Source organism: Xanthomonas hyacinthi, from assembly GCF_009769165.1.
Classification (GTDB): Bacteria; Pseudomonadota; Gammaproteobacteria; order Xanthomonadales; family Xanthomonadaceae; genus Xanthomonas_A; species Xanthomonas_A hyacinthi.
Window position 1 is genome coordinate 2,716,067 of sequence record NZ_CP043476.1, and the last position, 24,206, is coordinate 2,740,272.

Sequence of the window (24,206 nt, forward strand, 5' to 3'; positions counted from 1 at the left end):
GATGCTGTGCGCCTTTCGTAGGCACTGTCTGCAGTCGCTCGATCGTAACGTCAGCCTCGTCGCGGTGCTGCAGTTGCAGGCTCAGGGGCAGCACGGCAGACATCAGTAGAACACCTTCCATAGCGTCACCAGCGAGGCGGTCAACATGACCAGGCCAAAGGCCCGCTTGAGCTTGCGGGTGGGCCAGCGGTGAGCGGCGGAGACCCCCGTCGGTGCCAGGAGCGTGGCAGGAAAGGCCACCGCGACAGCCGCCGTCCAGCACACCAGCCCAACCAGGCCCTGGCTGTCGCCCAGTGCGGGCATCGGGCCAAGCACGAAGGTGAGTGCGCCGATCAGGGAGACGGCCAGCCCGACCGCACTTCCCACCGCCACCGCGTTGCGCATCTCCAGGCGGTCGTGCTGGGCGAGCACATACGGCACGGTCAGACTGGCGCCGCCGACACCGGCTGTCGCGCTGAACAACCCGATCAATCCACCGACCAGACTCGCCGGCACGCGCGTGGCGAGCGTGTGTGCCAATGGTTGGTCGGGCTGCGGCGCTGGGATTCCCGCGCCACGGAGCATGCACAGGCCGAAATAGCCGGCATAGGCACTGAAGATTGCCGCCACCCAGACGCCGTGAATGCTGCCTGCGATCGCTGCGCCGATGGCCGCGCCGGCACCGGCGGTCGGCGCCAGCCGTAGCGCCCAGCCGATCGGAAGCGCGCCCCGTCGATACTGCGCGAGCACGGCACTGGCCGTGGCTGGAATGGTGGCCGCCAACGCAGTAGCCACCGCCACCTGGGGCACGACGGCCATGTCCATCCGAAACTGCAGCGGCAACAGGACGATGAAGACCGGCACCATCAGGAAGCCGCCGCCCACGCCCAGCAGGCCGGAGAGGAATCCAGACAGCACGCCGGTCAGAATCAACAGCGGGTAGATCCAGCCGATGCCGTCCATCACGCCACCGTCCTTTCGCCCCAGGGAAGCGAGTACGTTTTCAGGTTGGTGTAGGTACGCATGGCTTCCAGGACGCCTTCCTTGCAGCCCAGGCCTGAGCTCTTGATCCCGCCGAACGGGGTGGACTCAAGTCGAAAGCCAGGCACCTCGCGGATGTTCACCGATCCTGTCTGCAATTCGGCCACGCAGCGCTGAATGTAGTCCCAGCGATTGCTGCACACCGCCGACGACAGCCCAAAGTCGCTGGCATTGGCGATCCTGATTGCATCGTCGATCGAGTCGATACGGATGATCGGCGCCACTGGTCCGAACGTCTCCTGTCGCACCAGCTCCATGGTCGGTGCGACGCGATCGACGACGGTGGGCAGATACTGCGCGCCGCTACGCCGATGCCCGCACAGGACCTGGGCACCGGCGGCAGCGGCTGCATCGACTCGGCGTTCGATCTGCGCGGCCGCCGCATCGTCGATCACGGTACCCAGATCCACCTGCGGATCGAACGGATCGCCCACCTTCAGTCGCTGCGTGGCCTGCACCAGACGCTCCGCGAAGGCGTCTGCGACCTGTCGATGCACCAGCAATCGTTTGATCGCCGTACACCGTTGCCCGCTGTTGCGATAGGCCCCGGCCACCGCCAGCGAGACGGCTTCGTCGAGATCGGCATCTTCCATCACGATCATCGGATCGTTGCCCCCGAGTTCCAGCACCTGTCGTTTATAAACGCAACGAGCGGCGATCTGCTTGCCTGCGGCGACGCTGCCGGTGAAGGTCACCAGATCCACCTGTTCGCTGGTCAGCAGCGCCTCCCCGATGACCTCAGGTCTGCCGGTGACGACCGACAGCATCGGCCCGGGAAGCCCGGCATCGGACAGCAGATCGGCAAACAGCAATGCGGTCAGCGGGGTCTTTTCGCTGGGTTTGAGGAGCATCCTGTTGTTGGTCGCGATGGACGGCACGATCTTGTGCGCGACCTGATTGAGCGGATGGTTGAACGGGGTGATCGCGACGATCACACCGAGCAGCGGATCGCGCTGCGTGTAGACGCGACGTGGATGTCCGGTCTGGGTGATGTCGCACGCATAGATATCGCCATCGTCGATCAGCACCTGATGAGCGGCCGTGCGCAGCACCTCTGCGGCACGGCCGACTTCGTAGCTGGCATCGCGTACGCACAGTCCGCTCTCGGCCACGATCGACTGCACGAACGCGGCAGTGCGTGCCATCAGCAGGTCGCGCGCGGTGGACAGGATCGTATACCGCTGATGGCGTGTGAGCGTTGGACGGTAGGCATACGCCTGGGCAAGCGCAGATCGCACGTCATGCGCCTGTGCCAGGGGCACCGTTCCAACCAGCGAGCCGTTGTAGGGGAAGCGCACTTCCAGGCGGTCGATGGCATTATTCACCCGTGTACCGGCGATGCGCCATTGTTCGTGTCGCAATTGCAATTCGCTCACGTCGGCTCCTCGCGTCGGTCGGTGCGTCTGCGTAGGGACGCTGCGGGAATCCGCAGCAGCGGCGATCGGCGCTGCCTGCGGTGGCGACCCGGCGCCTGCAGCTGGTGCTGCATCGACCACGCCCCGGTACCATAGCTCCACGTTCATCAGCATCCACACCTTCTTGCCGTAGAAGTCGTGGTCCAGCGACTGCGGATGGGAGAGGAAATGCTCTAGCCGCCTGGAGTCGAATAGGCCACGCTCGCGGCAACGTTGATCGAGCAGGATCGCCTTCGCGTCGTCCAGCATGCCGGCCTTGAGCCAGTCGTCCAGCGGAGTGGGGAACCCCATCTTCTTACGCTGCGCAAGATGCGGCGGCAACAGGCGTTGGGCGGACTTGCGCAGCAGATACTTGTTCTGGTCCAGCACTTCGGACGCGTTGAAGGCCGAGGTGCCCAGTGCGCGCATCAACGCGAGAGGGGAGCGCCATTTCATCTTCAGGCGATGCGGCATATGGACGAAAGTCTCGACCAGCTCATGGTCGGCAAAGGGAACGCGCCCCTCCAAGGACGCGAGCATGCCGATGGTGTCCACCTTGTCCAGCACGCAGCCTAGGTGGATCTTTTGGAACACGTGCAGCACCCTGTCGTGCGGATCGCAATCGCGGGTCTGATCGAATGCGTCCTCGAAGGGTGCCAGTGTCTTGCGGTCGCCGTTCAGACGGATGCGCACGTCGGGCGAGAACAGCGCCATCTTTTCGTCCAGTGGCATCCAGTGATAAACGTTGAAAAAGTGCTCGATCTGCCGTGTGCAGCCGAGGTTGCTGACCGGTCCGTAGGGGTCGCTGCCCAGCTTGCTAAGCCATTGCGCCGCCGGACCCAATACGCGCCGTGTCGCCGCGATCTTCTTCCAATCGAATGGCGAGCGCATTACCCGTCCGTAGCCGCCGAACAGCTCGTCCGCACCGTCGCCGCTGAGCGCCACCTTGACGTGGCGACGCATCTCCTTGGACAGCTTCAGGCCGGCCACCATCTGCGGAATCATCAGCGGGGCATCGCATTGCGCGATCAGTGGCGCCATGCCGTCGATGTACTCCTGTCGGTCGATCAGCAGATGGGTATGTTCGGCACCGACCGCGGCGGCGGCCTCGGCCGCATACGCGCCTTCGTCGTAGCCATGGGTGCCATAGCCAACCGAGAAGGTCTGCGGAGGCGAGGTCATGTGGCGGGCCATTAGCGCCACCATGATGTTCGAATCCAACCCGCCGCTCAGGTAGGCGCCGAGTGGAACATCCGACACCAGACATCGGCGTACGGCCGCATCGAGCTTCTCGGAGAGCGCCTGCAGCCAATCGGCTTCACTTCTACGATGCTCCGCAGTCGGGATGGGCAGCGACCAATACCGGTGGCGCTGCAGCTGCGTCGGGCTCGCCACCAGCATCTCGCCGGGCAGCAGCTTGTGGACGCCTTCGAAATAGGTGTTGTCCCAGACCGGTTGACGGAACGACAGGTAGCTGGAGATGCCGTCGAGATCGGCGCGCCGTTCGAATCCGCGATGCTGGAAAAATGCCTTGACTTCCGAGGCGAACACAAAATCCGAGCCGATCTGAGTCCAGTACAGCGGCTTCACGCCCAGCCGATCGCGCGCCAGCGTCAGAGTGGCGGTGCGTGGATCCCAGGCGGCGAACGCGAACATGCCCGACAACCGTTCCACGCACTGCGCACCCCAATGGATGAAGCTGCGTAGCAACACCTCGGTATCCGAACGCGTCTGGAACTGCGCGCCCAGCGCTTCAAGCTGCCGACGCAATTGCTTGTAGTTATAGATCTCGCCGTTGAACACCAGCGCCACGCCGGTGTGCCCGTCCAGCATCGGCTGATGGCCGCCCGGGACATCGATGACGCTGAGCCGACGAAAGCCCAGGCCGACCGGTCCGGAGAGGTGGATGCCTGCGTCGTCCGGACCACGGTGCACGATGGTCTGGTTCATCGCATGCAGCATGCCGTACTTCTCGAAGGTGGCGCCGTCGCGATGGAAGATGCCTACGAATCCGCACATGGGGTTTCCTTCAAACTGGCGCTGCAGTGGCAGGCGTGGAGATTGCGATGGGGAGCTGACGGGCCTTGCGCAGGTCGTCCTCGCAGTCGATCTCGATCCAGCGACGACCGCGCATCCATACGATCAGCGCAACAGATGCCATAGGCAGCTCGGGGATGGCGGCGGTGTAATACGCCTGCCGGCGTTCGTCCCGATCGACGTGGTGAACGATCCGTTCGGCCAATGCCAGCGCTGCGCGCGTACTGAAGCGGGCGATGCCGATGAAATTGCCATCGCCCTGTTCGACGGCGATATGGCTTCCCAGATCCATAAGTCGTTCGCCCTTCGCCAGTACCCGCATCGTGCCTTCGAGGCAGGCGCGCCCATCGGCCAGTACGGCGATTTCCGCATCGGTGCTGGCGAGATCGCGCAGTGCAGCGCTGTCGACCCAGACATCGGCGAACAGAATCATGCAGGTGCCGCAGAGCAACGTCGCGAAGGCGGCCAGGGTCCAGAGGTTGTTGGTGTCGGCAAAGTCCGGATAGATGTGGCGTTCGACATGTGGCGGCAGCACGCGGTCCACATCGTCGCTGCGGTAGCCGAGTATCACGTGGATGTCGTCGATGCCAAGCGATGCCAGCGCATCGATCTGATGCTGGATCAAGCTCCGGCCTGCCAGCGTCAACAGGCACTTGGGCAGCTCGGTATGGGCTCTGAGCCGGCTGCCGGTTCCTGCGGCCAGGATGATCGCCCTCATGGCAGCGTGTCCTCGGGGACAGGATCCAGCAAGCCCAGGCGTACGCATTCGTCCTGGACCTGCGCGCTTTCCAGTATGCCGACCTTGCGTAGCGTGCCGATGCATGCTCTCGCCGCCTCGCACCTGACCTGCGCCAGCTGCCGTGGCGAGTAGCAGTCGTCGATCACCTCGCTGGCGTGCGCGTCGTTCAAGCCGATATCGTGCAACTTGCCGCGCACGGCGACCAGGTCGGGATCGGTAAAGATTGCGATGAACGAAGGCAACAGCGGTCCGATGCGGCGTTTTAGCCGCTCGCTCAGCTGCGGCCAGGCCTGGGAGATGAAGCACGCAAAGAAACGATGGTGCCTGCTCTCGTCTTCCGCGTGGTCTCTCATGACTTGACGTACCGCATCGACCACCCGCGGATCGCGGGGAATTTCAACCAGATTTCTGGTGATCAGCATTTCGGAGATGGAGCAGAAAAACAGGGGAAGCAACGCGGCTATGGAGGGGTCGGCGCGCAGGAACTCGCGCTGCAGGCGTTGGTAGAACGCAGGAATCCTGGCCGACCTGCCCGGGATTCCGGTGTGGGCATGCACCAGCTGCGCCAGGTCGGCGGTGAGTTTGGCGTGGTAAGACTCGTCCACCAGGATGTTCCAGGCGTCGGTGAGCATTTCCGACTGAAGTTCGAGGCCGCTTCCGCTGCGCGCGATCCGATACACCGCGGCGTTGACAACCTGATGCTCCAGCACCTGGGTGAACTCGAGGTTGTTGTACAACGCTTGCGCCAACAGCCAGCGCAAGGCCTGCGGACCCTGTGCCTGTACCAGAGGATGGCGATGGCACGACACCAGTTCGGGGGTGAAAAGCAGGCCGTTCTGCCAGTCGTTCGCGGCGGGCGTGCGCATCGGGAGCGGGCCGCGCACCTTCGCGCAGCGTTCCCATTCTTTGAATGGCATTGGGTAGTTCATGGCAACGGCGCCCTCTCGGTTATCTCGGCGTATGCAACGGCAGGATCGGTAGCCGCTTCGGATTGGGGCATCCTCGGCTGTCGCAGATGCGCCGCAAAGCGTCTGCCGACCTCGCTCGGCGAAACGGTGGGGCGCGGCAGCGGATGCATGGATCCGGGGCGTATGCGCACATGGATAAAGTGCGGCCCGATGCTGTGCAGGGCGATCTCCAGCGCTTGTCGCAGCGCTGCATCGCCATTGCAGGCGTACGTCGCACGATAGCCGCAGGCCGCCGCGACGCTCGGGAAATCGATATTTCCCGAGTTGGTCGGCTGACCGCCCGTACTATCGTGAACGCCGTTGTCCAGCAGCACGTGTATGAACCCTGCAGGTCGATAGCGGCCAATGGTGGAAAGGTTGCCGAGCTTCATCAGCGCTGCGCCATCGCCATCGAGCACGATCAGCGGATGCTCGGTATTGAGCGAGGCACCTAGGCCAACCGCACTGGCGCATCCCATGGATCCCACAAGGTAGAGGTTGCGCGCGTCGTCGCGGATGCAGCAGAGTTCCCGCCCGGTCTTGCCCGTGGTTGCGATGATGGCAGCGTCTTGCGATGCGATAGCGACCACTGCGCGCAACGCGTCTTCTCTGCTCGGCAGCGGACATTCGGGCCCTCCGAAGCGCGCCGTCGCCGCCGCCGGGGGCCGGATCTGCGTCTGCGCCAGCAGGTGCTCGTCTTCGAGCACGTTGGGCTCCACGATCAGGGCATATGGCAGATGCGTTTGTGCGATGCAGGCATATGCAGCGCGCAGGGTCGGCTCGACCTGGTCCGGCTCGGACGGGAAGCGTGCGTGCGGAATGCGCAACACGTCGAGCAGACTGTGGGTTATCTGGCCCATGACGGCATGCTGCGGTTCGTCTGCCACACCGTGGCAGCCGCGCCAGCTGCAGATCAGCAGGCAGGGGATCTGAAACACGTGGTTGAGTGAGGTCAACGGATTGACGGCGTTGCCCAGGCCTGAGTTCTGCAGCATGACCACCGGCAGACGCCCGGCAAGATAGGCGCCTGCGGCGATGCCAATGGCTTCGCCCTCACTGGCTGCAGCGACATGAGGCGCATCCGGGTCGCTGAGCACGCCATTGAGCAGCGATGTCAGATAGGAGCAGGGCACGCTTGTGTAGAAATTGAACCCCAGCCGCGACGCGGTCGCGACGAATTCTCTGCCGTTGATCATTGTGAAGCCTCGCCGCGGCGGCTTGCGTCTGTCGGCGGGGCCGCCTTTTTCTCCTTGGGGAGATAGATGCCCTCGGCCTGGGTCAGTTCGTCCTGATCGACGAGGTCGAATATTTCCTTGACGCGTGGCAATTCCGCCTCGATGCCGCTCAGCGACCTTTCCCGGTGAATGGCTGCGCAGATCTTGCGCATGCTGGCGACGGACGCGCGCAGATTGTGGTTGGCCCAGATGATGCTTGCGATCTTCGCGTCGATGAATGCCTGGGTCGGCACCGCGTAATACGTGGTCGGCACGATCACCAAGGGACAGCGGTCTTGCCAGTGCTCGGCGAATTTCAGGATTTCCGCTCCATCGCTTTTCTTGGAATGAATCAGGATCGCATCCGCTCCAGCGGCGTGGTATTGCTCGGCTCTGCTCAATGCCTCGGTGAGTCCACGGCCGACGATCAGGGCCTCGACCCGCGCCACGACGCAGAACGCGTCGTGGCTCTGGCTGTCCTTTGCGGCTTTGATCTTGCCTGCAAACTCGGAAGGGTCCGCCAGTTCCTGATCCTCACCGACGAAGGAATTGGTCTTGGGGAACATCTTGTCCTCCAGGCAGACTCCGGCAACGTTGCGTTGGCACAGCTTCTGGACAAGCCTGCGCACGCTGTTGAAGTTGCCGTAGCCGGTATCGCCGTCCAGCAGGATCGGCAGATCGGTGCTGTCGGTCATGAATTCGACCACTTCCAATATTTGCGTCCAGGACGCTTCGTTCGCATCGCGCACGCCCAGCGAGGCGGAGATGGACAAACCCGATGCCCATATCCCCTCGAAGCCTGCTTCGGTGACAATGCGTGCCGATAGGCCGTTATGCGCTTCCATCAGGAAGGACGTGCCCTGTCCGGTGAGCAGGGCGCGCAGCTTCGAAGCCAGATATGCGTCGCGATGACGCCCATCAAATTGCTGGGATGAGGTGTTCAAGGAGTGAACTCCATATATTTATGGTTGCGCCGGTGCTATTCCGGGTCGTGCAAGATGGAATCTCCCGGATCACGCATTCGCACAGGCGTGGAAATAGATAATCGAAGCGGGCTCGATCACGATTTGATTAATATTTTCTGGAGACGCTGCGATAGGTCGGTCCCGAATTGAAGCCGGACAGGCGACCTGGAAAGTGCGAGAGCTGTGAATGATGTCTGGACATGCGGATACCGCACTTATTAAAAGCGAGTGTTGTACCTGGGGGCGAGTTCAAGGAGTGGCGCCCGGCGAATGCATATGAACATGATATTTTTCCGTTGTGCGCTTCTTGGCCGAATTAGAGGCGCATGAAAAAGTGGAAGTGGATCATTCAAGTCAATGGATGTTTATTATTTTTCACGGGCGCTGGGTTTCGATTCGTGATCCGTGTCTGTCGCTACTCGTGGGCGCACACGACTCCATGCTCGGCCGGAACGTACCCTGGAGCGAATCATCAGTGAACCTGTGAATAACTCGCAACATAGCTGCCGAGTCTGGAATTCAGCGCGGAAACGCCGAAATATCAAGACTGGAAATAAAGTGCCAATTCGCATCCCTGCGGGCGCAGTCGTTGACCGGCAACCCACGGGCGAGTGTTCAGGCTTTGCCTAAATTGGCGGTAGAGCGATTTCTCGTCGATGTCGATGCTGTGTGTGCGACACAGTGAATCCATCGCTGAATGGCGCTGGGAATAGTTTCATGGCGTGTCGACTCAACGAGGAGGCGGAATGAAATCCATGTGGAAAAATCAAGGTGTCCGTAGCCGCTGGCGGCAGCCGGATCGGTAGCCATTCTGCGGACTCTTTTATTATGGGCGCTGCTGGCGCCTTCGGTGGCGAAAATTCATTCGGATTTTCTTGATTTTTTTGTAATGGTGCGCTTGATCCTACGTATATGTAATTCCTTGGTTGACCGTCTGTCAACAGGAATCTGAGCAGAATCGCGCGCAGATTTCTCTATTGTGACTCGTGTCTGGTTTTCATGATTAACCGCTCAATCGAGAGCGACGCCCGTTAATTTTTATGACCGATAAGTATTTTGTGCGCGTGGTAGAGATTTTGCGTTGGCAACTCGCGCGGATCTGCTCCAGGCGTGTCCGAGGTCAGGTCCGGAATATCTTAAAATTCAGGAAAAATTTGCTCCTCCTTTCACGTACGCCGGATTGAGCGACCCACAATCGGAAGTCGCGGTAGCGCATGAGCAGGATGAAGGTTGAGAGCAGGGCGGCGCGGCGGCGTTTCTGCGCACAGTCCAGGCATGCTGCGCCGACGCGTGCGCAGAAGGACGGGCGTCGTCGGTCGCCCGCGATCCAGGCGTCATACCGCGCAGTCATATGCGCGGTGAGGGACGGCAGCTTGGCAAGGCCGGGACGCCCAGGCGCAACGATTGGCGCAGTCGGAAGTGGTGCGGTTCGAGCGCGGGATGGCGCTGCAGGAACAGGGGCGCCTTCTCAGTGGGTCGCTGCGTCCTTCCGGTCGACCGCCCACGCTTGCTGGTCAAGTATCGAGATCGGCTATATACAGCGCGCTAATGTGGCGGAAAAATTTATCTATTATGGAATGTAGCTCTTGCAGTGTTTTTGCTTCGGTAAACCATGGCGATGTTTCCCATAGGACGCCCCGTCGCGAAGCTGCAGACCGGCGATGCCGAACACGCGGAATCGAAGGCATGCCTGCGTGTTCGCAATGCGCCCGGTCTCGAACGCGTTGCAGCAGACCTGCAAGCCATCCACCGGTCCGCATTGCGTGAACAAGATGGGCGATGTGGTGGGCCTCTACCTGGCGACGCTGGATCGGGCACTGGTGTTGTGCGTTGACGAAACTGGCCAGATCCATTCCCCTAATCGGTCCCGGCCGGGTCTGTCGCTGACTGTTGGCGAACCGGCCACGCGCATCGACGCCGGCCAACGTCATGGAAGGGCCTCGCCATCCCAAGTCCTTCGTCTGGCACAAGAGCGTCGATTCCATCTGCGCTTCGGCGGCCCGCGTCCGCCGAAGTTGCCTGATTTTGGTTTCGAGTTTTAGTTTCGAGACGCCACTCTCGCTCAAGCTGTCGCCAAGCCGTGCTTGCGCAGCTTGCGGTATAGCGTGTTGCGGCTGATGCCCAGCGCGTCGGCGGTGCGGCTGACGTTCCAGCGGTGGCGTTCGAGCTGCTGCTGCAGCACCAGGCGTTCGGCCTGTTCGAGCGCCACGCGGCCGGACAGATCGTCGGCGGCCGGCGCCCTGCCATCGACCAGGCGCGGCGCGCTGCCGGCATCGACGATTTCCTGCGGCAGATTCGGCAGCCGGATCACCCCGTCGCTGCACAGCACCGCCGCAGTGCGCAGTACATTGCGCAACTGGCGCAGGTTGCCCGGCCATGCGTAGCTCAGCAGCTTGTGCATGGCGTCTTCGCTGATGCGCACGCCACGCTCGCCGTTCTCTTCGCCCAGCACCGTGCGGATGAGTTCGGCCTTGTCGCTGCGCTCGCGCAACGGCGGCAGGTGCAGCGCCACGCCGTTGAGCCGGTAGTACAGATCCTCGCGGAACTCGCCGGCCGCCACGCGCTGGGCCAGATCGCGGTGGCTGGCGCTGATGACGTGCAGTTCCAGCGGCACTGCGCGCTCGCTGCCGAGCGGGGTCACGCTCTGTTCTTCCAGCACCCGCAGCAGGCGGCTCTGCAACGGCAGCGGCATGTCGCCGATTTCGTCCAGGAACAGCGTGCCGCCGCTGGCCTGCAGCAACTTGCCGTGGCGTCCTTCGCGCGCCGCATCGGTGAAGGCGCCGCGCGCATAGCCGAACAGTTCGCTCTCGATCAGCGCTTCGGGAATGGCCGCGCAGTTGATCGCCACGAATGCGCCGCCCGCCCAATGCGAACCGCGGTGCACGGCCTTGGCGAATTCTTCCTTGCCGGTGCCGGTGTCGCCACGCAATAGGATCGATACCCGGTGCGCGGCCAGCTTCAAGGCGTTGGCCAGGTTGTGGCGCATGCGCGGATCGGAGCCGACATGCTCGCCGGGCTGCGGCTCGGTGTCCGCCGCGGCCTGGGCCGGGCCGCCCGGCACCGGCCCAGGCCGCGGGCGTGGCGGGCGCACCAACGCGTAGAAGCGGCGCCCGTGGCAGGCGCAGCGGATCGACCAGACGGTGCCGGCGTCGCTGCCGGCGCGCCGTTCGATGGTATCGAAATCCAGCTGCATCACCTGCGAGATGTCGCGGCCCACCAGTTGCCGACGGTCCACCTTGCCCAGTTGTTCGAGCACGGCCTCGTTGACCGCCAGCACCCGTCCGTCGGCGGCGATGGCGATCAGCGCCTCGTGCAGCAGCCCGGCGAATTCCGGACGGCTGTGGAAACGCAGGATGTAGGCATGGGCGAACTGGGCGAGGAAATACGAGCGCGAGATCTGCGCGGCCGACATGCTGACCAGGGCCACGGTATGCCGCTGGATCTGCTTGCCGTCCTGCGCGTTGGGGGTGGAGGCGTCCAGCACGGCCAGCAGGCCGCCGTGCGGGTCGAGAATCGGCGCGCCGCTGCACGACAGTGGCAGATGCCGGGTCAGGTAATGTTCGCCGCGGTGCACGCTCACTGCGGCGCGCTCGGCGGCACAGGTGCCCAGACCGTTGGTGCCCTGATGGCACTCGGCCCAACTGGCGCCGCAGAACAATCCGACCTGGCGGAATTCGCGCAGCATGTTCGGGTCCTGCACGCTGTGCAGCACGGTGGCCTCGGCATCGGCGAAGATCACCGCATAGCCGCTGCCGGCGATCTGCTCGTAGAGATTTTCCATCTCCACCTTGGCGATGCGCAGCACCTCGCTGAGGCGTTGCTGCCGCGCGCGCACATGCAGGGCGTCGTGTACCAGTGGCTTGGGCGGCGCTTCGGGCAGCAACGCGTAATCGTCCAGGCAACGGCGCCAGGAGCGCGACAGCGGCGCCGCCAGCGGCGCGATGTCGCGCAGCCGGCGGATCTGCCGAAGGATGTCCGGTTCGACGTCCGGCAAGGCGATGGAGGTGTCGGCGACAACGCTTGGCTCGGACACGCCAGCGTTCCTCAGTGACGGCGAAGCGTCAGTAGAGACACAAACCGGACGCCGGCTCAAACTGCATTGCAGCAAACCGTGCTGGAGCGGCGCCGCGGCAGGCGTGGCGGCGACCTTCCCCGGCGGCATGCGCGGATCGGCACGCCGCCGGAGCGCGCGGGTCCTGGGCGCCGTGCCGTCGTAACGGCCGGAGCTGCCCGGCCGGCGGCCGAAGTGCGCTTGCGCCAGGCCGAGGGGAGGCCGACACCTCCGGCGGGTCGCCACGCCACGCCGGGGCCGGCCCAGCCGAGCCGAGCCGCCGGGCTGCCCAGGCGCTTACAGCGCGTAGCCGAATTGCTGTTTGAACTGGGCGTTGAACTCGTCGAAGTCGAAGCGCTGGTTCTGGGTGCCGGGGTGCTCGACCTTCAGCGCGCCCATCAAATTGCCCATGCGTCCGATCGTCAGCCAGTCGCAGCCGCGCTGGATGCCGAAGATCAGGCCGGCGCGGAACGCGTCGCCGCAGCCGGTCGGGTCGACCACGCGGCGCTCGTGCGCCGGCGGGATGTCGTAGGTCTTCTCGGGGGTGTACACCAGCGCGCCCTTCGGGCCACGGGTGGTGATGTAGGCCTGCACCCGCGCCACGATGTCCTGCTCGTTCCAGCCGGTGCGCTCCTGCAGCAGGTTGGACTCGTAGTCGTTGACCACCACGTAGTCGGCGCGTTCGATGAGGGTGCGCAGTTCCGGGCCGTTGAACAGCGGCATCGCCTGGCCGGGGTCGAAGATGAAGGGGATGCCAGCGGCGGCGAACTCCTCGGCGTTCTGGAGCATGCCCTCGCGTCCGTCCGGGCCGACCAGGCCCAGGGTCACGCCCGGCACGTCGCGCACGTGGTTCTCGTAGCTGCGCATCATCGCGCCTGGGTGGAACGCCCAGATCTGGTTGTTGTCGTGGTCGGTGACCACGAAGCCCTGCGGGGTGAACATGTCCTCGATCACTCTGACCCGCGACAGGTCGATGCCCAGCGTCTCGAAATGCTCGCGGTACGGGCCGAAGTCCTGGCCCACCGTGCCCATCGGGATCGGCTCGCCGCCCAGCAGGTGCAGGTTGTAGGCGATGTTGCCGGCGCAGCCGCCGAACTCGCGGCGCATCCGCGGCACCAGGAACGACACGTTCAGGATGTGCACCTTGTCCGGCAGGATGTGGTTCTTGAACTGGTCCGGGAACACCATGATGGTGTCGAAAGCGAGGGAACCACAGATCAGTGCGGACATCGGGCAGGCCTTGGCGGAGGGATGAGCCCGCATTCAGGCGGGCAGCGTGCGGGGCGCCGCGGCGCAAAGGGTACCGGCTGCGGCCGGACAGGACCAGAAGCACGATGCACCGCGCGCCTGCGAGGCCGCGCAAGGCGCGGTTTTAGCGAGAATTTTCCTTGCCCGTACCCAGGCGGGTTGCTAGGCTAGCGGACTTCGTTTTCTGCCCATTTTTTCGCCATTCGGCGACGGCACGCGACTCCCCAGGACTCAATTCCCCGATGTTCAAGAAACTCCGCGGCATGTTCTCCAACGACCTGTCCATCGATCTGGGCACGGCCAACACCCTCATCTACGTGCGTGGCCAGGGCATCGTGCTGAACGAACCGTCGGTGGTCGCGGTGCGCCAGGATCGCGCGATCGGCGGCACCCGTTCGGTGGCCGCGGTCGGCGCCGAGGCCAAGCAGATGCTCGGCCGCACCCCGGGCCACATCACCACCATCCGCCCGATGAAGGACGGCGTCATCGCCGACTTCACCTACACCGAGGCGATGCTGAAGCACTTCATCAAGAAGGTGCACAAGTCGCGCTTCCTGCGCCCGAGCCCGCGCGTGCTGGTGTGCGTGCCGGCCGGCTCGACCCAGGTCGAGCGCCGCGCGATCAAGGAGTCGGCCGAGGAGGCCGGCGCGCGCGATGTGTACCTGATCGAGGAGCCAATGGCCGCGGCGATCGGCGCCGGCATGCCGGTCACCGAGGCGCGCGGCTCGATGGTCATCGACATCGGTGGCGGCACCACCGAGGTGGCGGTGATCTCGCTGAACGGCATCGTCTACTCGCAGTCGGTGCGCATCGGCGGCGACCGTTTCGACGAGTCGATCACCAACTACGTGCGCCGCAACCACGGCATGCTGATCGGCGAGGCCACCGCCGAGCGGATCAAGCTGCAGATCGGCTGCGCCTACCCGCAGGACGAGGTGCAGGAGATGGAGATCTCCGGGCGCAACCTGGCCGAAGGCGTGCCGAAGATGATCAAGATCAACTCCAACGAGGTGCTCGAGGCGCTGCACGAGCCGCTGTCGGGCATCGTCTCGGCGGTCAAGCTGGCGCTGGAGCAGACCCCGCCGGAGCTGTGCGCCGACGTCGCCGAGCGCGGCATCGTGCTGACCGGCGGTGGCGCGCTGCTGCGCGACCTGGACCGGCTGATCTCCGAGGAGACCGGGCTGCACGTGCAGGTCGCCGACGACCCGCTGACCTGCGTGGCCCGCGGCGGCGGCCGTGCGCTGGAGCTGGTGGACATGCATGGCAACGAGTTCTTCGCGCCGGAGTGATGGTGAAGCCGGGAATGGGGAGTGGGGAATGGGGAATCGAAAGGCCCCTCCGCACCGACATTGCCGGCTCCGCAGCCGCTACCTTGCCTGCGCCCCGGCCTGATCACGCCGGGGATGCGCTGTTGCTTTCCGATTCCCCATTCCCGATTCCCCAATCCCGGCTTTAACTGTGCCTCCCTACGCCGGTCCTCCCGTCACTGCCCGCCCGGGCGAAGCCGCCAGCACGCCGCGCCTGCTGGCGTACCTGGCCCTGGCGGTGGTACTGATCGTGCTCGACGCGCAGGCCGGCTGGCTGGCGCAGCTGCGCGGCCAGACCAACCTGCTGGTGCAGCCGCTGTGGGCGCTGGCCGGGCTGCCCGGCCGGCTCGGCTCGCAGGTGCAGGAGAGCGCCGCCAGCCATGCGCAGCTGGTCAAGGACAACCGCGCGCTGCGCAATGAGCTGCTGATCGCCAAGGCGCGCCTGACCCGGCTGCAGACTGCGGCGCTGGACAACGCGCAGCTGCGCGAACTGCTGGGCGTGGCCGAACGCCGCGGCCTGGACGTGCAGCTGGCGCCGATCCTGGACATCGACCTGGACCCAACCCGGCAGCGCCTGGTGCTCGACGCCGGCGGCCGCGACGGGGTGCACGTCGGCCAGGCGGTGATCGACGCCGGCGGGCTGATGGGCCAGGTGATCGAGGTGACCCCGCTGCATTCCACCGTGCTGCTGCTGACCGACCCGGACCACGCGGTGCCGGTGACGGTGGCGCGCAACGGCGTGCGCCTGATCGTCTACGGCCGCGGCGACACCCTGGAGCTGCGCGACGTGCCGCTCAGCGCCGGGGTCGAGGTCGGCGACGAGATCGTCACCTCCGGCCTGGGCGGGCGCTTCCCGGCCGGCTTCCCGGTCGGCACCGTGGCGACGCTGCGCCCGGACGACACCCACGCCTTCCTGGTCGGTGCGCTGAAACCGGCGGCGAAGCTGGATCGGGGGCGGGATGTGTTGTTGCTGAAGAGCCGGGAATGGGGAATCGGGAATCGGGAATTGATGAAGCCGGCGGCTGCGGACGCAGCGCCTGTGCCGGCCACTGGCCCGGCGGCCGGCGCCGCGCCCGATCCCGCCCAGGCGGCCTCGCACAACCCCGCGCCGGCAGGCAGCCGTACCAGGGCCGCCACGCCTGCGTCGACGCAATCCCCCCCCGCCGGCGCCACCGCTACCCCCGCACCGGCCAAGCCGGCAAGCGCGGCCCCCCATTCCCCATTCCCCATTCCCGATTCCCGTCCGGCTCCACAGGAGACGGACCAATGAGCCGCCCCCGCAGCAAAGGCTGGGTGTTGCCGGTCAGCGTGATCCTGGCGCTGGTGCTGGGCTTGCTGCCGTTGCCGCTGCTGCTGCAGCCGCTGCGCCCGTACTGGCTGGCGCTGGTGGTGGCGTACTGGGTGATCGAGACCCCGGACAAGGCCGGGCTGGGCTTCGCCTTCGCCACCGGCGTGGTCGCCGACCTGCTGTACGGCGGGGTGCTTGGCGAGCAGGCGCTGCGGCTGGTGATCCTGAGCTTCATCCTGCAGCGCTTCCGCGCGCGCATCCGCTTCTTCCCGATGTCGCAGCAGGCGCTGGCGATCGGCGGGCTGCTGGTCAACGACCGCATCGTCGCCGCGGCCGTGCACCTGGCGGTGGGCGAGCCGACGCTGCCGTGGAACTACTGGTGGGCGCCGCTGCTGGGCATGGCGCTGTGGCCGCCGCTGTTCGTGCTGCTGGACGCGCTGCGGCTGGGCCGGCGGAGCAAGTAGCGTGGCCGTGAGCACCCGCCGCACGCAGAAGAACCCGCACGCCGAGGCCGAGCAGTTCCGGCGCCGCGCGGCGCTGGGCTTTTTCTGCGTGCTGGTGGCGCTGGTCGGGCTGGGCGCGTGGTACTTCAAGCTGCAGGTGCTGGACCACGACATCTACGCCACGCGCTCGGAGGCCAACCGGATCAAGCCGCGGCCGGTGGTGCCGGGGCGCGGCATGATCTACGACCGCAACGGCCGCCTGCTGGCCGAGAACGTGCCCGCGTTCCGGCTCGACGTGACCCCGGACAAGGTCGCCGACATGGATGCGCTGCTGGGCGAACTGGGCAAGGTCATCGCGCTGTCGGCGGAGGACATCGAACGCTTCCAGGCCGCGCGCAAGGCCAGCCGCAGCTTCCGCCCGGTGACCCTGAAGCTGCGGGTCAGCGAGGAGGAGCGCGCGCGCTTCGCGGTGGACCGCTGGCGCTTCCCGGGCGTGGAGCTGGAGCCGTACCTGACCCGCCACTATCCCTACGGCGAGCTGTTCGCGCACATCATCGGCTACGTCGGCCGCATCGACGAGAAGGACCTGGAGATGCTCGGCGAGGGCAACGCCGCGCTGACCCACATCGGCAAGTCCGGGCTGGAGCGCTCTTACGAAGAGCAATTGCGCGGCAAGGTCGGCTACGAGCAGGTCGAGACCAACGTGCAGGGCCGCGCGATCCGCACCGTCGGCCGGGTCCCGGCGCAGTCCGGCGCCGACCTGCGCCTGTCCATCGACGCCGACCTGCAGCGCGCGATGGTCGCCGCGTTCGGCGACTACCAGGGCGCGGCCATCGCGATCGATCCGCGCACCGGCGAGATCCTGGCCATGGTCAGCCTGCCGTCCTACGACCCCAACCTGTTCGTCAACGGCATCTCCCACGCCGATTTCGAGGCGCTCAACAGCGATCCGTCGCGGCCGCAGTTCAACCGGCTGGTGCTGGGCGGGGTGGCGCCCGGCTCGACCATCAAGCCGTTCATGGGCCTGGCCGGGCTGGACAGCGGCACGCGCCGGCCGCAGGACAAGATCCTGTCCACCGGCATGTTCTATCTGCCCGGGGTCAGCCGCGGCTGGGGCGACTCGCACCGCGGCGGGCACGGCTGGACCGATCTGCGCAAGTCGATCGCGCAGTCGGTCAACACCTATTACTACAAGCTGGCCGTCGACATGGGCATCGGCAAGGTCGACCAGTACATGAACCGCTACGGCTTCGGCGCGCCCACCGGCATCGACCTGATGGGCGAGATCGGCGGTATCGTGCCGTCGCCGGCCTACAAGGCCAAAAGCCGCAAGGAAGCCTGGTATCCCGGCGACACGGTCAACATCGCCATCGGCCAGGGCGACTGGAAGGTGACCCCGCTGCAACTGGTGCGCGCGGTGGCCGGCATCGCCGACGGCCGGCTGCGCACCCCGCACCTGGTGATGGCCCAGCGCGGCGCGTTCGACCAGCCGTGGGCGCCGGTGCCGCTCGGCCCGGGCAAGCCGATCAGCGACACTCCCGGCAATCTGCAGGTGGTGCGCGAGGGCATGATGGACACCATGCGTCCGGGCGGCAGCGGCTATGCGATCGCCGTCGGCGCGGCGTACCAGATGGCCGGCAAGACCGGCACCGCGCAGGTGGTCAGCCGCAAGGGCCTGGCCGCGGTGGATCCGCGCAGCCTGCCGATGCACCTGCGCCACCGCTCGTTGTTCGAGGGCTTCGCCCCGGCCGCGGAGCCGGCCATCGCGCTGGCGGTGGCGGTGGAGGGCGGCGGCTACGGCGCCAGCACCGCCGCGCCGATCGCGCGCAAGATCTTCGATGCCTGGCTGCTCGGGCGCCTGCCCCCCGGCATCGAGCCGCTGGACAGCCTGCGCGGCGCCACCGCGTTCGGCAGCCGGCTGTACTACGCCGAGGATCCCGGCTCGCGCAGTGCCGCCGACACGGTGGCGCTGGCCGCCGGCGAACGCCCGGTGCTGGTCGGGCCGGTGGTGGTGGATGCCGCCGCGGTGCCGCTAGCGGCCGCGCCGCCGCCGATCCCCGACGAGATCCCGGACGAGCGATGAAGGATTTCCTGCGCTGGCTGGCCGATCTCGGCGGCCGTTTCGCCCGCACCCTGGACTGGCCGATGTGCCTGGCCCTGGCAGCGCTGATGGTGATCGGCCTGGCCGTGCTCAAGAGCGCCGGCGGCCAGGCCGGTGGCAACCATCTGATGCTGGCGCAGGCCATCCGCTTCGCGATCGGCGCGGCGGCGATGTGGGGCCTGTCGCGGGTCTCGGCGCTGCGCCTGCGCGCGTGGACGCCGCTGATCTACGCGCTGTCGATGCTGCCGCTGCTGGCGGTGTTCGCGCTGGGCACCGGCAAGTACGGCCGGCAGTGGCTGGACCTGAAGGTGTTCTACCTGCAGCCGGCCGAGTTGCTGAAGATCAGCATGCCGATGATGGTGGCCTGGTACCTGCACCGCGTGCCGCTGCCGCCGCGCCTGCCCACGGTGCTGGTCAGCGCGGTGATCATCGGCCTGCCGACCGCGCTGATCATGCTGCAGCCGGACTTCGGCACCGGCGTGCTGATCGCCGCCAGCGGCGGCTTCGTGCTGCTGCTGGCCGGGCTGCCGTGGTGGTGGGTCGGCATCGCGGTGGGCGGCGTCGCCGCGGCCGCGCCGGTGGCCTGGCTGTGGCTGCTGCGGCCCTACCAGAAGGACCGGATCATGATGTTCCTCAATCCGGAGAACGATGCGCTCGGCGCCGGCTGGAACATCATCCAGTCCAAGATCGCGATCGGCTCCGGCGGCCTGCACGGCAAGGGCTGGGGCCTGGGCTCGCAGTCGCACCTGAACTTCATCCCCGAGCAGACCACCGACTTCGCGTTCTCGGTGCTCAGCGAGGAATTCGGCTGGATCGGCGTGGCCACGGTGCTGACCCTGTACCTGGTGGTGATCGCGCGTTGTCTGTGGATCGCCGCGCAGGCGCGCGACACGTTCTCGCGCCTGCTCGCCGGCGCCACCGGCCTGGCGTTCTTCGTCTACGTGCTGGTCAACGGCGGCATGATCTCCGGGCTGCTGCCGGTGGTCGGGGTGCCGATGCCGCTGATGAGCTACGGCGGCACCTCCGCGGTGTCGCTGCTGGCCGGGTTGGGCCTGGTGATGGCGGTCAAGGCGCATCGTCCGGTGCACGGCTACTGAGAGCCTGGCGGATCCTGCGCATGGGTTGGCTTAACCGCGAGCGTGCGGCAATGTTGCAAACGATTGCAATGCGTGTCGACGATACCCACACTTGGTCTCGATGCGACGACGCGGTACCGCTCCTGACGGCCCGTGGCGAGCGCAGGACCTGTTCCGGGTGAGCCATGCGCGGCAGTCATGCCGCCCAGCCGGCCAGCGTCACCGAGGGAATCAGCGCGGCATCGACCAGGCCTGTCCCGTCTCGTCCAGTTGCGTCGTCCGCGTCCGTCTCGCCGCCCTCGCGTTCTCTAGTGGTTCCTCTCCGCTCGGCTGCGCCGACATGGATGCGTGTTGATGAAATTCCTGCGATTGCTGCTGTTGACGAGCGTCGCGCTGGGCCTGGGCGGCCATGCGTTGATCCGCTACTACTTTCCTGCCGGCGCCATGCACAGCCACGGTTATGGCCGGGTCGCGCTGACCCAGCCGGCCGGGCCGGCGCAAGGCATGGTGATCCTGTTCGCCAGCGGCAACCGGGCGCAGCGCCAGGCGGCGGCAGCGCGCATCGCCGCGACCGGCGCGGTGGTCGCCACGGTCGATGGCGATCGCTATCTGGCGCGCCTGCAGCGCGCCGGTACCGGTTGCGGGCATGCCTGGCACGATGCCGAGCAGCTGAGCCGGCACCTGCAGCGCGACCTGCACGCAGACCGTTACTTCCTGCCGCTGCTGGCCGGGACCGGCAGCAGCGCGACCCTGGTCGAGCGCATCGTCGGCGCCGCGCCGGCCGCGACCCTGGGCGGCGCGATCGGCGTGGCGCCGGCCGCGACCGAGGTTTGCGCCGGCACCGCGCCAGCCAATGCCGCGCAGGGCTTCGTCGATATCGCGGCGGCACCGGTGGGCGCTGCGCCGGAGACGGCGTTGGCCGCACGCGTGGCCGCGCACCTGCACACGCCGGGCAGCGGCGGTGCGCTCGACGACCTGCCGCTGACCGAATTGCCGGTGCGCGCGCCGGGCGCGCCGCTGGCGATCGTGCTGTCCGGCGACGGCGGCTGGCGCGATATCGACAAAGGCATGGCCGAGGCCTTGCAGCAGCGCGGCATCGCGGTGGTCGGCTGGGACAGCCTGCGCTACTTCTGGCACGACAAGCCGCCGGCGCAGGCCAGCGCCGACCTGGCGCGGGTCATCGCGCACTACCAGCAGCGCTGGCACCCGCAACGCATCCTGCTGGTCGGTTATTCCTTCGGCGCCACCGCGCTGCCGTTCATGTACAACCGCCTGCCGCCGGCGCAGCGCGCGCAGGTCGGCCTGCTGGCCTTGTTCGGCGTGGACCACAAAGCCGATTTCCAGATCCGCGTGCGCAACTGGCTGGACCTGGGTGATGCCGGCGATGCCAGGCCGGTGCTGCCGGAGATCGCGCGCATCGCGCCGTCGCAGCTGCTGTGCGTGTACGGCGACCAGGAGAAGGACACGGTGTGCCCGGAACTGCGCGACAGCGGTGCGCGGATCGTCGCGCTGCACGGCGGCCACCATTTCGACCAGCGCCCGGCCGGCCTGGCGGCGATCGTGGACGATCGCCGACGGCAGCTCGCCGAAAACCCAGACCGTCCCATTGCTGCAATCAATTTCGGACATGCTCGCGCCGCCACGCTGCGGCCCTCCCCCCTGCGCACCTCACCTGGAGTCCTTCAATGACGTCCCATGCAACTCCCCTGGTGCTCGGCTGTCTGCTGGCACTGGCGACGCTCGACGCATCCGCCGCCACCGGCGATGCGCGCGTGGTCGCCGAGCCGATCGTTCCCAGCCTCTGCGGGCAACCGCTCGATGCCACGCTGCAGGCCGGCGATCGCATCTTCAGCGACGCCCAGGAGCAGAACGCGCCGGATACCGCGCGCATCCAGGCCGCGCTGGACACGTGTGCGGCCGCCGGCGGCCGCTCGGCGGTGCTGCTGCGCGCCGCTGCCGGCAATGCCTTCCTCAGCGGGCCGTTGAACGTCAGGGACAACGTGATCCTGCTGATCGACGCCGGGGTGACCCTGTTCGCCTCGCGCCAGCCGTCCGACTATCAGATCGCCGGCGCCAATGCCTGCGGCAAGGCCGCCGCCAGCAGCGGCGGCTGCCGCGCGCTGCTCAACCTGAAGGGCAAGTCCCTGGGGGTGATGGGCCTGCGCGACGGCGCCGGTCGCCAGGGCACCATCGACGGCCGCGGCGACCTGCCGATGCTCGGCGGCCGCGACAGCTGGTGGCAGTTCGGGGAAAAGGCCAAGGCCGCCAATCTGACCCAGAACAGTCCCGACCTGATCAAGGTGCAGAACGCCAGCGACGTGAGCGTCTACCACGTCAACCTGATCAACGCGCCGTACTTCCACCTGTTCGCGCACATCGCCGACGGTGTCACCATCTGGGGCATGCGGGTCAAGTCCTCAGCCCGCAGCCCGAACACCGACGGCCTGGACCTGGACAGCGTCAGCAACGCCACGCTCTACGACAACGATGTGATGAGCGGCGACGACGGCGTGGCGATCAAGGCCATCGCCTCCAAATCGGCCAACATCACCGTGCGCAACTCGCGCTTCTACGGCACCCACGGCATCTCCTTCGGCAGCGACTTGATGCACGGCGTGGACAATGTCCTGATCGATGGCAACAGCGTGCTCGGCAGCGACGCCGACGGCGCACGCAGTACCGACAACAACGGCCTGCGCATCAAGACCAGCCTGGCCAAGGGCGGTCCGGTCAACGACGTCACCTATCGCAACACCTGCCTGTTCGGCGTGGCCAACGCGCTGGTGATCAACCCGCTGTACGGCGGCGGCGGCGGTGGCGGCGGCACCGTGCCGACCTTCACCAAGATCGTGGTCAATGGCCTGAAGGCGCAGGATTCGCCGAAGGGCAAGGGCAACCTGGTGCAGGGCTACGACGCATCCACGCCGCTGGACCTGGTGCTGGCCAACGTGTCGGTCGACGTCACGGCGTTGAGGGCGAACAACGCGCGCATCGGCGTTGACCGGTCCAACCTGCAGCTGACCGCCGACAGCACCGCCACTACGTATGCCACGGCGGTGTCCGGTGCAGTGCCCGAGTGCGCCAGCAAGCCGGTGTTCCCGGCGCTGTAGTTGCCGCGGCCTGGCGCCGTATCGGCGCCGCGATCGCGGCGCCAGCCGCATTTGATCCGGATCAATGCGCGCGCGCCGCAAGCCGCGCACAGTGCCTGCGTACTCGAACCGGGCCTGGATATGGCGTTCACCGTAGCGGTCATCAAAGAAGAGCGTGCCAGCGAGCGCCGCGTGGCGATGGTGCCCGCGGTGCTGCCGAAGCTGGCGAAACTGGGCGCGCAGCTGCGCCTGCAGGCGGGTGCCGGCGTGGCCGCGCGCTTCGCCGATGTGGCCTATGCCGGTGCCACCGTGCTCGACGATGCGCAGGAAGTCGTCGCCGGCGCCGATCTGGTGCTGGCGGTGCAGGCGCCGTCGCTGCAGACGCTGGCGGCGATGCGTCCGGGCAGCATGCTGGTCGCGCTGCTGTATCCGGCCAAGGCGCCGGGCTTGCTGGAGTTGCTGTGCGAACGCCGCATCACCGCGTTCGCGATGGAAACCGTGCCGCGGATCAGCCGCGCGCAGGCGCTGGACGTGCTGTCCAGCCAGGCCGCGCTGGCCGGTTACTACGCGCCGCTGCTGGGCGCGGTGCATCTGCCGCGGATCCTGCCGATGATGACCACCGCGGTCGGCTCGCTGCGCGCCGCGCGCGTGCTGGTGATGGGCCTGGGCGTGGCCGGTTTGCAGGCGCTGGCCACCGCGCACCGGCTCGGCGCTATCACCGAAGGCTACGACGTGCGTCCGGAAACGCGCGAACAGGCGCAATCGGTCGGCGCCAAGTTCGTCGACACCGGCATCGATGCGCGCGGCGAGGGCGGCTATGCGCGCGAACTGACCGCCGACGAGCGCGCCAAGGCCGCCGCGGTGCTGACCCAGCACATCCAGCAGGCCGACATGATCGTCACCACCGCCAACGTGCCCGGCCGCACCGCGCCGATCCTGATCGACCGCGCGCAGATCGACGGCATGAAACCCGGCGCGGTGATCGTGGACCTGGCCGCCGACAGCGGTGGCAACTGCGAAGGCAGCGTGCCCGGGCAGACCGTGGAAGTGGGGCCGGTGACCATCGTTGCGCCGTTCAACGTGCCCTCGGCGCTGGCCCAGCACGCCAGCGAGCTGTACGCGAAGAACCTGCTGAACCTGCTCGAGCTGCTGGTCCGCGACGGCGCACTGGCGCCGGACTTCGACGACGAGGTCGTGGCCGGCACCTTGCTGACCCGCGACGGCCAGCGCTGCCATCCCACGCCGCAGGCCGTTGCGCCTGCACCCGCCGCCAAGGAGTCCTGAGCG

At 66.7% G+C, this 24,206-nt stretch carries 17 protein-coding genes; 9 read left to right on the forward strand and 8 right to left on the reverse strand.

What is annotated here, in order from left to right; translation table 11 throughout:
• Positions 1 to 102: 102 nt before the first annotated feature.
• From FZ025_RS12010 to aepX, 6 genes are read right to left on the reverse strand one after another with little or no spacing between them, the layout of a single operon-like run.
• Positions 103 to 942 (reverse strand): sulfite exporter TauE/SafE family protein, encoded by an 840-nt coding sequence (locus tag FZ025_RS12010; protein WP_046981486.1) that lies wholly within the window; start codon positions 940 to 942, stop codon positions 103 to 105.
• Positions 942 to 4,433 carry a phosphonoacetaldehyde dehydrogenase gene (gene phnY / locus FZ025_RS22415; RefSeq protein WP_244292370.1) on the reverse strand — a complete coding sequence of 1,164 codons (3,492 nt, stop codon included), beginning with the start codon at positions 4,431 to 4,433 and terminating at the stop codon, positions 942 to 944. Before phnY ends, FZ025_RS12010 begins: the two co-directional genes overlap by 1 nt.
• A 10-nt stretch (positions 4,434 to 4,443) precedes the next feature.
• Positions 4,444 to 5,169 (reverse strand): phosphocholine cytidylyltransferase family protein, encoded by a 726-nt coding sequence (locus FZ025_RS12025; RefSeq protein ID WP_104558518.1) that lies wholly within the window; start codon positions 5,167 to 5,169, stop codon positions 4,444 to 4,446.
• Positions 5,166 to 6,119, reverse strand: coding sequence for a diiron oxygenase (locus FZ025_RS12030; protein WP_046981485.1), 954 nt, complete (start codon positions 6,117 to 6,119; stop codon positions 5,166 to 5,168). Before FZ025_RS12030 ends, FZ025_RS12025 begins: the two co-directional genes overlap by 4 nt.
• A complete protein-coding gene (aepY, locus tag FZ025_RS12035) occupies positions 6,116 to 7,333 on the reverse strand; it encodes a phosphonopyruvate decarboxylase (RefSeq protein WP_046981484.1) in 1,218 nt (405 codons plus the stop codon). Before aepY ends, FZ025_RS12030 begins: the two co-directional genes overlap by 4 nt.
• Complete coding sequence (gene aepX / locus FZ025_RS12040) at positions 7,330 to 8,196, reverse strand: phosphoenolpyruvate mutase (protein ID WP_425509710.1); 867 nt, start codon at positions 8,194 to 8,196, stop codon at positions 7,330 to 7,332. Before aepX ends, aepY begins: the two co-directional genes overlap by 4 nt.
• Positions 8,197 to 10,010: 1,814 nt before the next feature.
• Here aepX and FZ025_RS22915 point away from each other — a divergent pair.
• The gene (locus tag FZ025_RS22915) at positions 10,011 to 10,358 is read left to right on the forward strand and encodes a hypothetical protein (protein WP_158185559.1); all 348 of its coding nucleotides are present in this window, start codon (positions 10,011 to 10,013) and stop codon (positions 10,356 to 10,358) included.
• A 20-nt stretch (positions 10,359 to 10,378) separates the two neighbouring features.
• Here the strand turns inward: FZ025_RS22915 and FZ025_RS12050 are convergent, their stop codons facing one another.
• Complete coding sequence (locus FZ025_RS12050) at positions 10,379 to 12,316, reverse strand: sigma-54-dependent Fis family transcriptional regulator (RefSeq protein ID WP_425478428.1); 1,938 nt, start codon at positions 12,314 to 12,316, stop codon at positions 10,379 to 10,381.
• A 348-nt stretch (positions 12,317 to 12,664) separates the two neighbouring features.
• Positions 12,665 to 13,597: a carbohydrate kinase family protein gene (locus FZ025_RS12055; protein ID WP_046981481.1), complete on the reverse strand. Its 933-nt coding sequence runs from the start codon at positions 13,595 to 13,597 to the stop codon at positions 12,665 to 12,667.
• A gap of 260 nt (positions 13,598 to 13,857) precedes the next feature.
• Between FZ025_RS12055 and FZ025_RS12060 the strand changes: the two genes are divergently transcribed.
• The 8 genes from FZ025_RS12060 (at position 13,858) to FZ025_RS12095 (ending at position 24,203) form a co-directional block, all read left to right on the forward strand.
• Positions 13,858 to 14,904: a rod shape-determining protein gene (locus tag FZ025_RS12060; protein ID WP_046981480.1), complete on the forward strand. Its 1,047-nt coding sequence runs from the start codon at positions 13,858 to 13,860 to the stop codon at positions 14,902 to 14,904.
• 169 nt (positions 14,905 to 15,073) lie between these two features.
• The gene (mreC, locus tag FZ025_RS12065; protein ID WP_104558519.1) at positions 15,074 to 16,192 is read left to right on the forward strand and encodes a rod shape-determining protein MreC; all 1,119 of its coding nucleotides are present in this window, start codon (positions 15,074 to 15,076) and stop codon (positions 16,190 to 16,192) included.
• The gene (gene mreD, locus FZ025_RS12070; RefSeq protein ID WP_104558520.1) at positions 16,189 to 16,674 is read left to right on the forward strand and encodes a rod shape-determining protein MreD; all 486 of its coding nucleotides are present in this window, start codon (positions 16,189 to 16,191) and stop codon (positions 16,672 to 16,674) included. Before mreC ends, mreD begins: the two co-directional genes overlap by 4 nt.
• 1 nt (position 16,675) lies before the next feature.
• Positions 16,676 to 18,736 (forward strand): penicillin-binding protein 2, encoded by a 2,061-nt coding sequence (gene mrdA, locus FZ025_RS12075; protein WP_046979572.1) that lies wholly within the window; start codon positions 16,676 to 16,678, stop codon positions 18,734 to 18,736.
• Positions 18,733 to 19,851, forward strand: coding sequence for a rod shape-determining protein RodA (gene rodA, locus FZ025_RS12080; RefSeq protein ID WP_046979571.1), 1,119 nt, complete (start codon positions 18,733 to 18,735; stop codon positions 19,849 to 19,851). Before mrdA ends, rodA begins: the two co-directional genes overlap by 4 nt.
• Positions 19,852 to 20,184: 333 nt before the next feature.
• Positions 20,185 to 21,519 (forward strand): virulence factor family protein, encoded by a 1,335-nt coding sequence (locus FZ025_RS12085; protein ID WP_046979570.1) that lies wholly within the window; start codon positions 20,185 to 20,187, stop codon positions 21,517 to 21,519.
• Positions 21,516 to 22,940, forward strand: a complete 1,425-nt coding sequence (locus tag FZ025_RS12090) for a glycoside hydrolase family 28 protein (protein WP_046979569.1) — start codon at positions 21,516 to 21,518, stop codon at positions 22,938 to 22,940. The genes FZ025_RS12085 and FZ025_RS12090 overlap by 4 nt, the downstream gene beginning before the upstream one ends.
• Positions 22,941 to 23,060: 120 nt before the next feature.
• Positions 23,061 to 24,203: an NAD(P) transhydrogenase subunit alpha gene (locus FZ025_RS12095; RefSeq protein ID WP_046979573.1), complete on the forward strand. Its 1,143-nt coding sequence runs from the start codon at positions 23,061 to 23,063 to the stop codon at positions 24,201 to 24,203.
• The last annotated feature ends 3 nt before the right edge of the window (positions 24,204 to 24,206 follow it).

Bases quoted from the DNA above. Each gene is read 5' to 3' on its own strand.
- FZ025_RS12010 (WP_046981486.1), bottom strand. From the start codon at position 942: ATGGACGGCATCGGCTGGATCTACCCGCTGTTGATTCTGACCGGCGTG.
- phnY (WP_244292370.1), bottom strand. From the start codon at position 4,433: ATGTGCGGATTCGTAGGCATCTTCCATCGCGACGGCGCCACCTTCGAG.
- FZ025_RS12025 (WP_104558518.1), bottom strand. From the start codon at position 5,169: ATGAGGGCGATCATCCTGGCCGCAGGAACCGGCAGCCGGCTCAGAGCC.
- FZ025_RS12030 (WP_046981485.1), bottom strand. From the start codon at position 6,119: ATGAACTACCCAATGCCATTCAAAGAATGGGAACGCTGCGCGAAGGTG.
- aepY (WP_046981484.1), bottom strand. From the start codon at position 7,333: ATGATCAACGGCAGAGAATTCGTCGCGACCGCGTCGCGGCTGGGGTTC.
- aepX (WP_425509710.1), bottom strand. From the start codon at position 8,196: ATGGAAGCGCATAACGGCCTATCGGCACGCATTGTCACCGAAGCAGGC.
- FZ025_RS12055 (WP_046981481.1), bottom strand. From the start codon at position 13,597: ATGTCCGCACTGATCTGTGGTTCCCTCGCTTTCGACACCATCATGGTG.
- FZ025_RS12060 (WP_046981480.1), top strand. From the start codon at position 13,858: ATGTTCAAGAAACTCCGCGGCATGTTCTCCAACGACCTGTCCATCGAT.
- mreD (WP_104558520.1), top strand. From the start codon at position 16,189: ATGAGCCGCCCCCGCAGCAAAGGCTGGGTGTTGCCGGTCAGCGTGATC.
- rodA (WP_046979571.1), top strand. From the start codon at position 18,733: ATGAAGGATTTCCTGCGCTGGCTGGCCGATCTCGGCGGCCGTTTCGCC.
- FZ025_RS12085 (WP_046979570.1), top strand. From the start codon at position 20,185: ATGAAATTCCTGCGATTGCTGCTGTTGACGAGCGTCGCGCTGGGCCTG.
- FZ025_RS12090 (WP_046979569.1), top strand. From the start codon at position 21,516: ATGACGTCCCATGCAACTCCCCTGGTGCTCGGCTGTCTGCTGGCACTG.
- FZ025_RS12095 (WP_046979573.1), top strand. From the start codon at position 23,061: ATGGCGTTCACCGTAGCGGTCATCAAAGAAGAGCGTGCCAGCGAGCGC.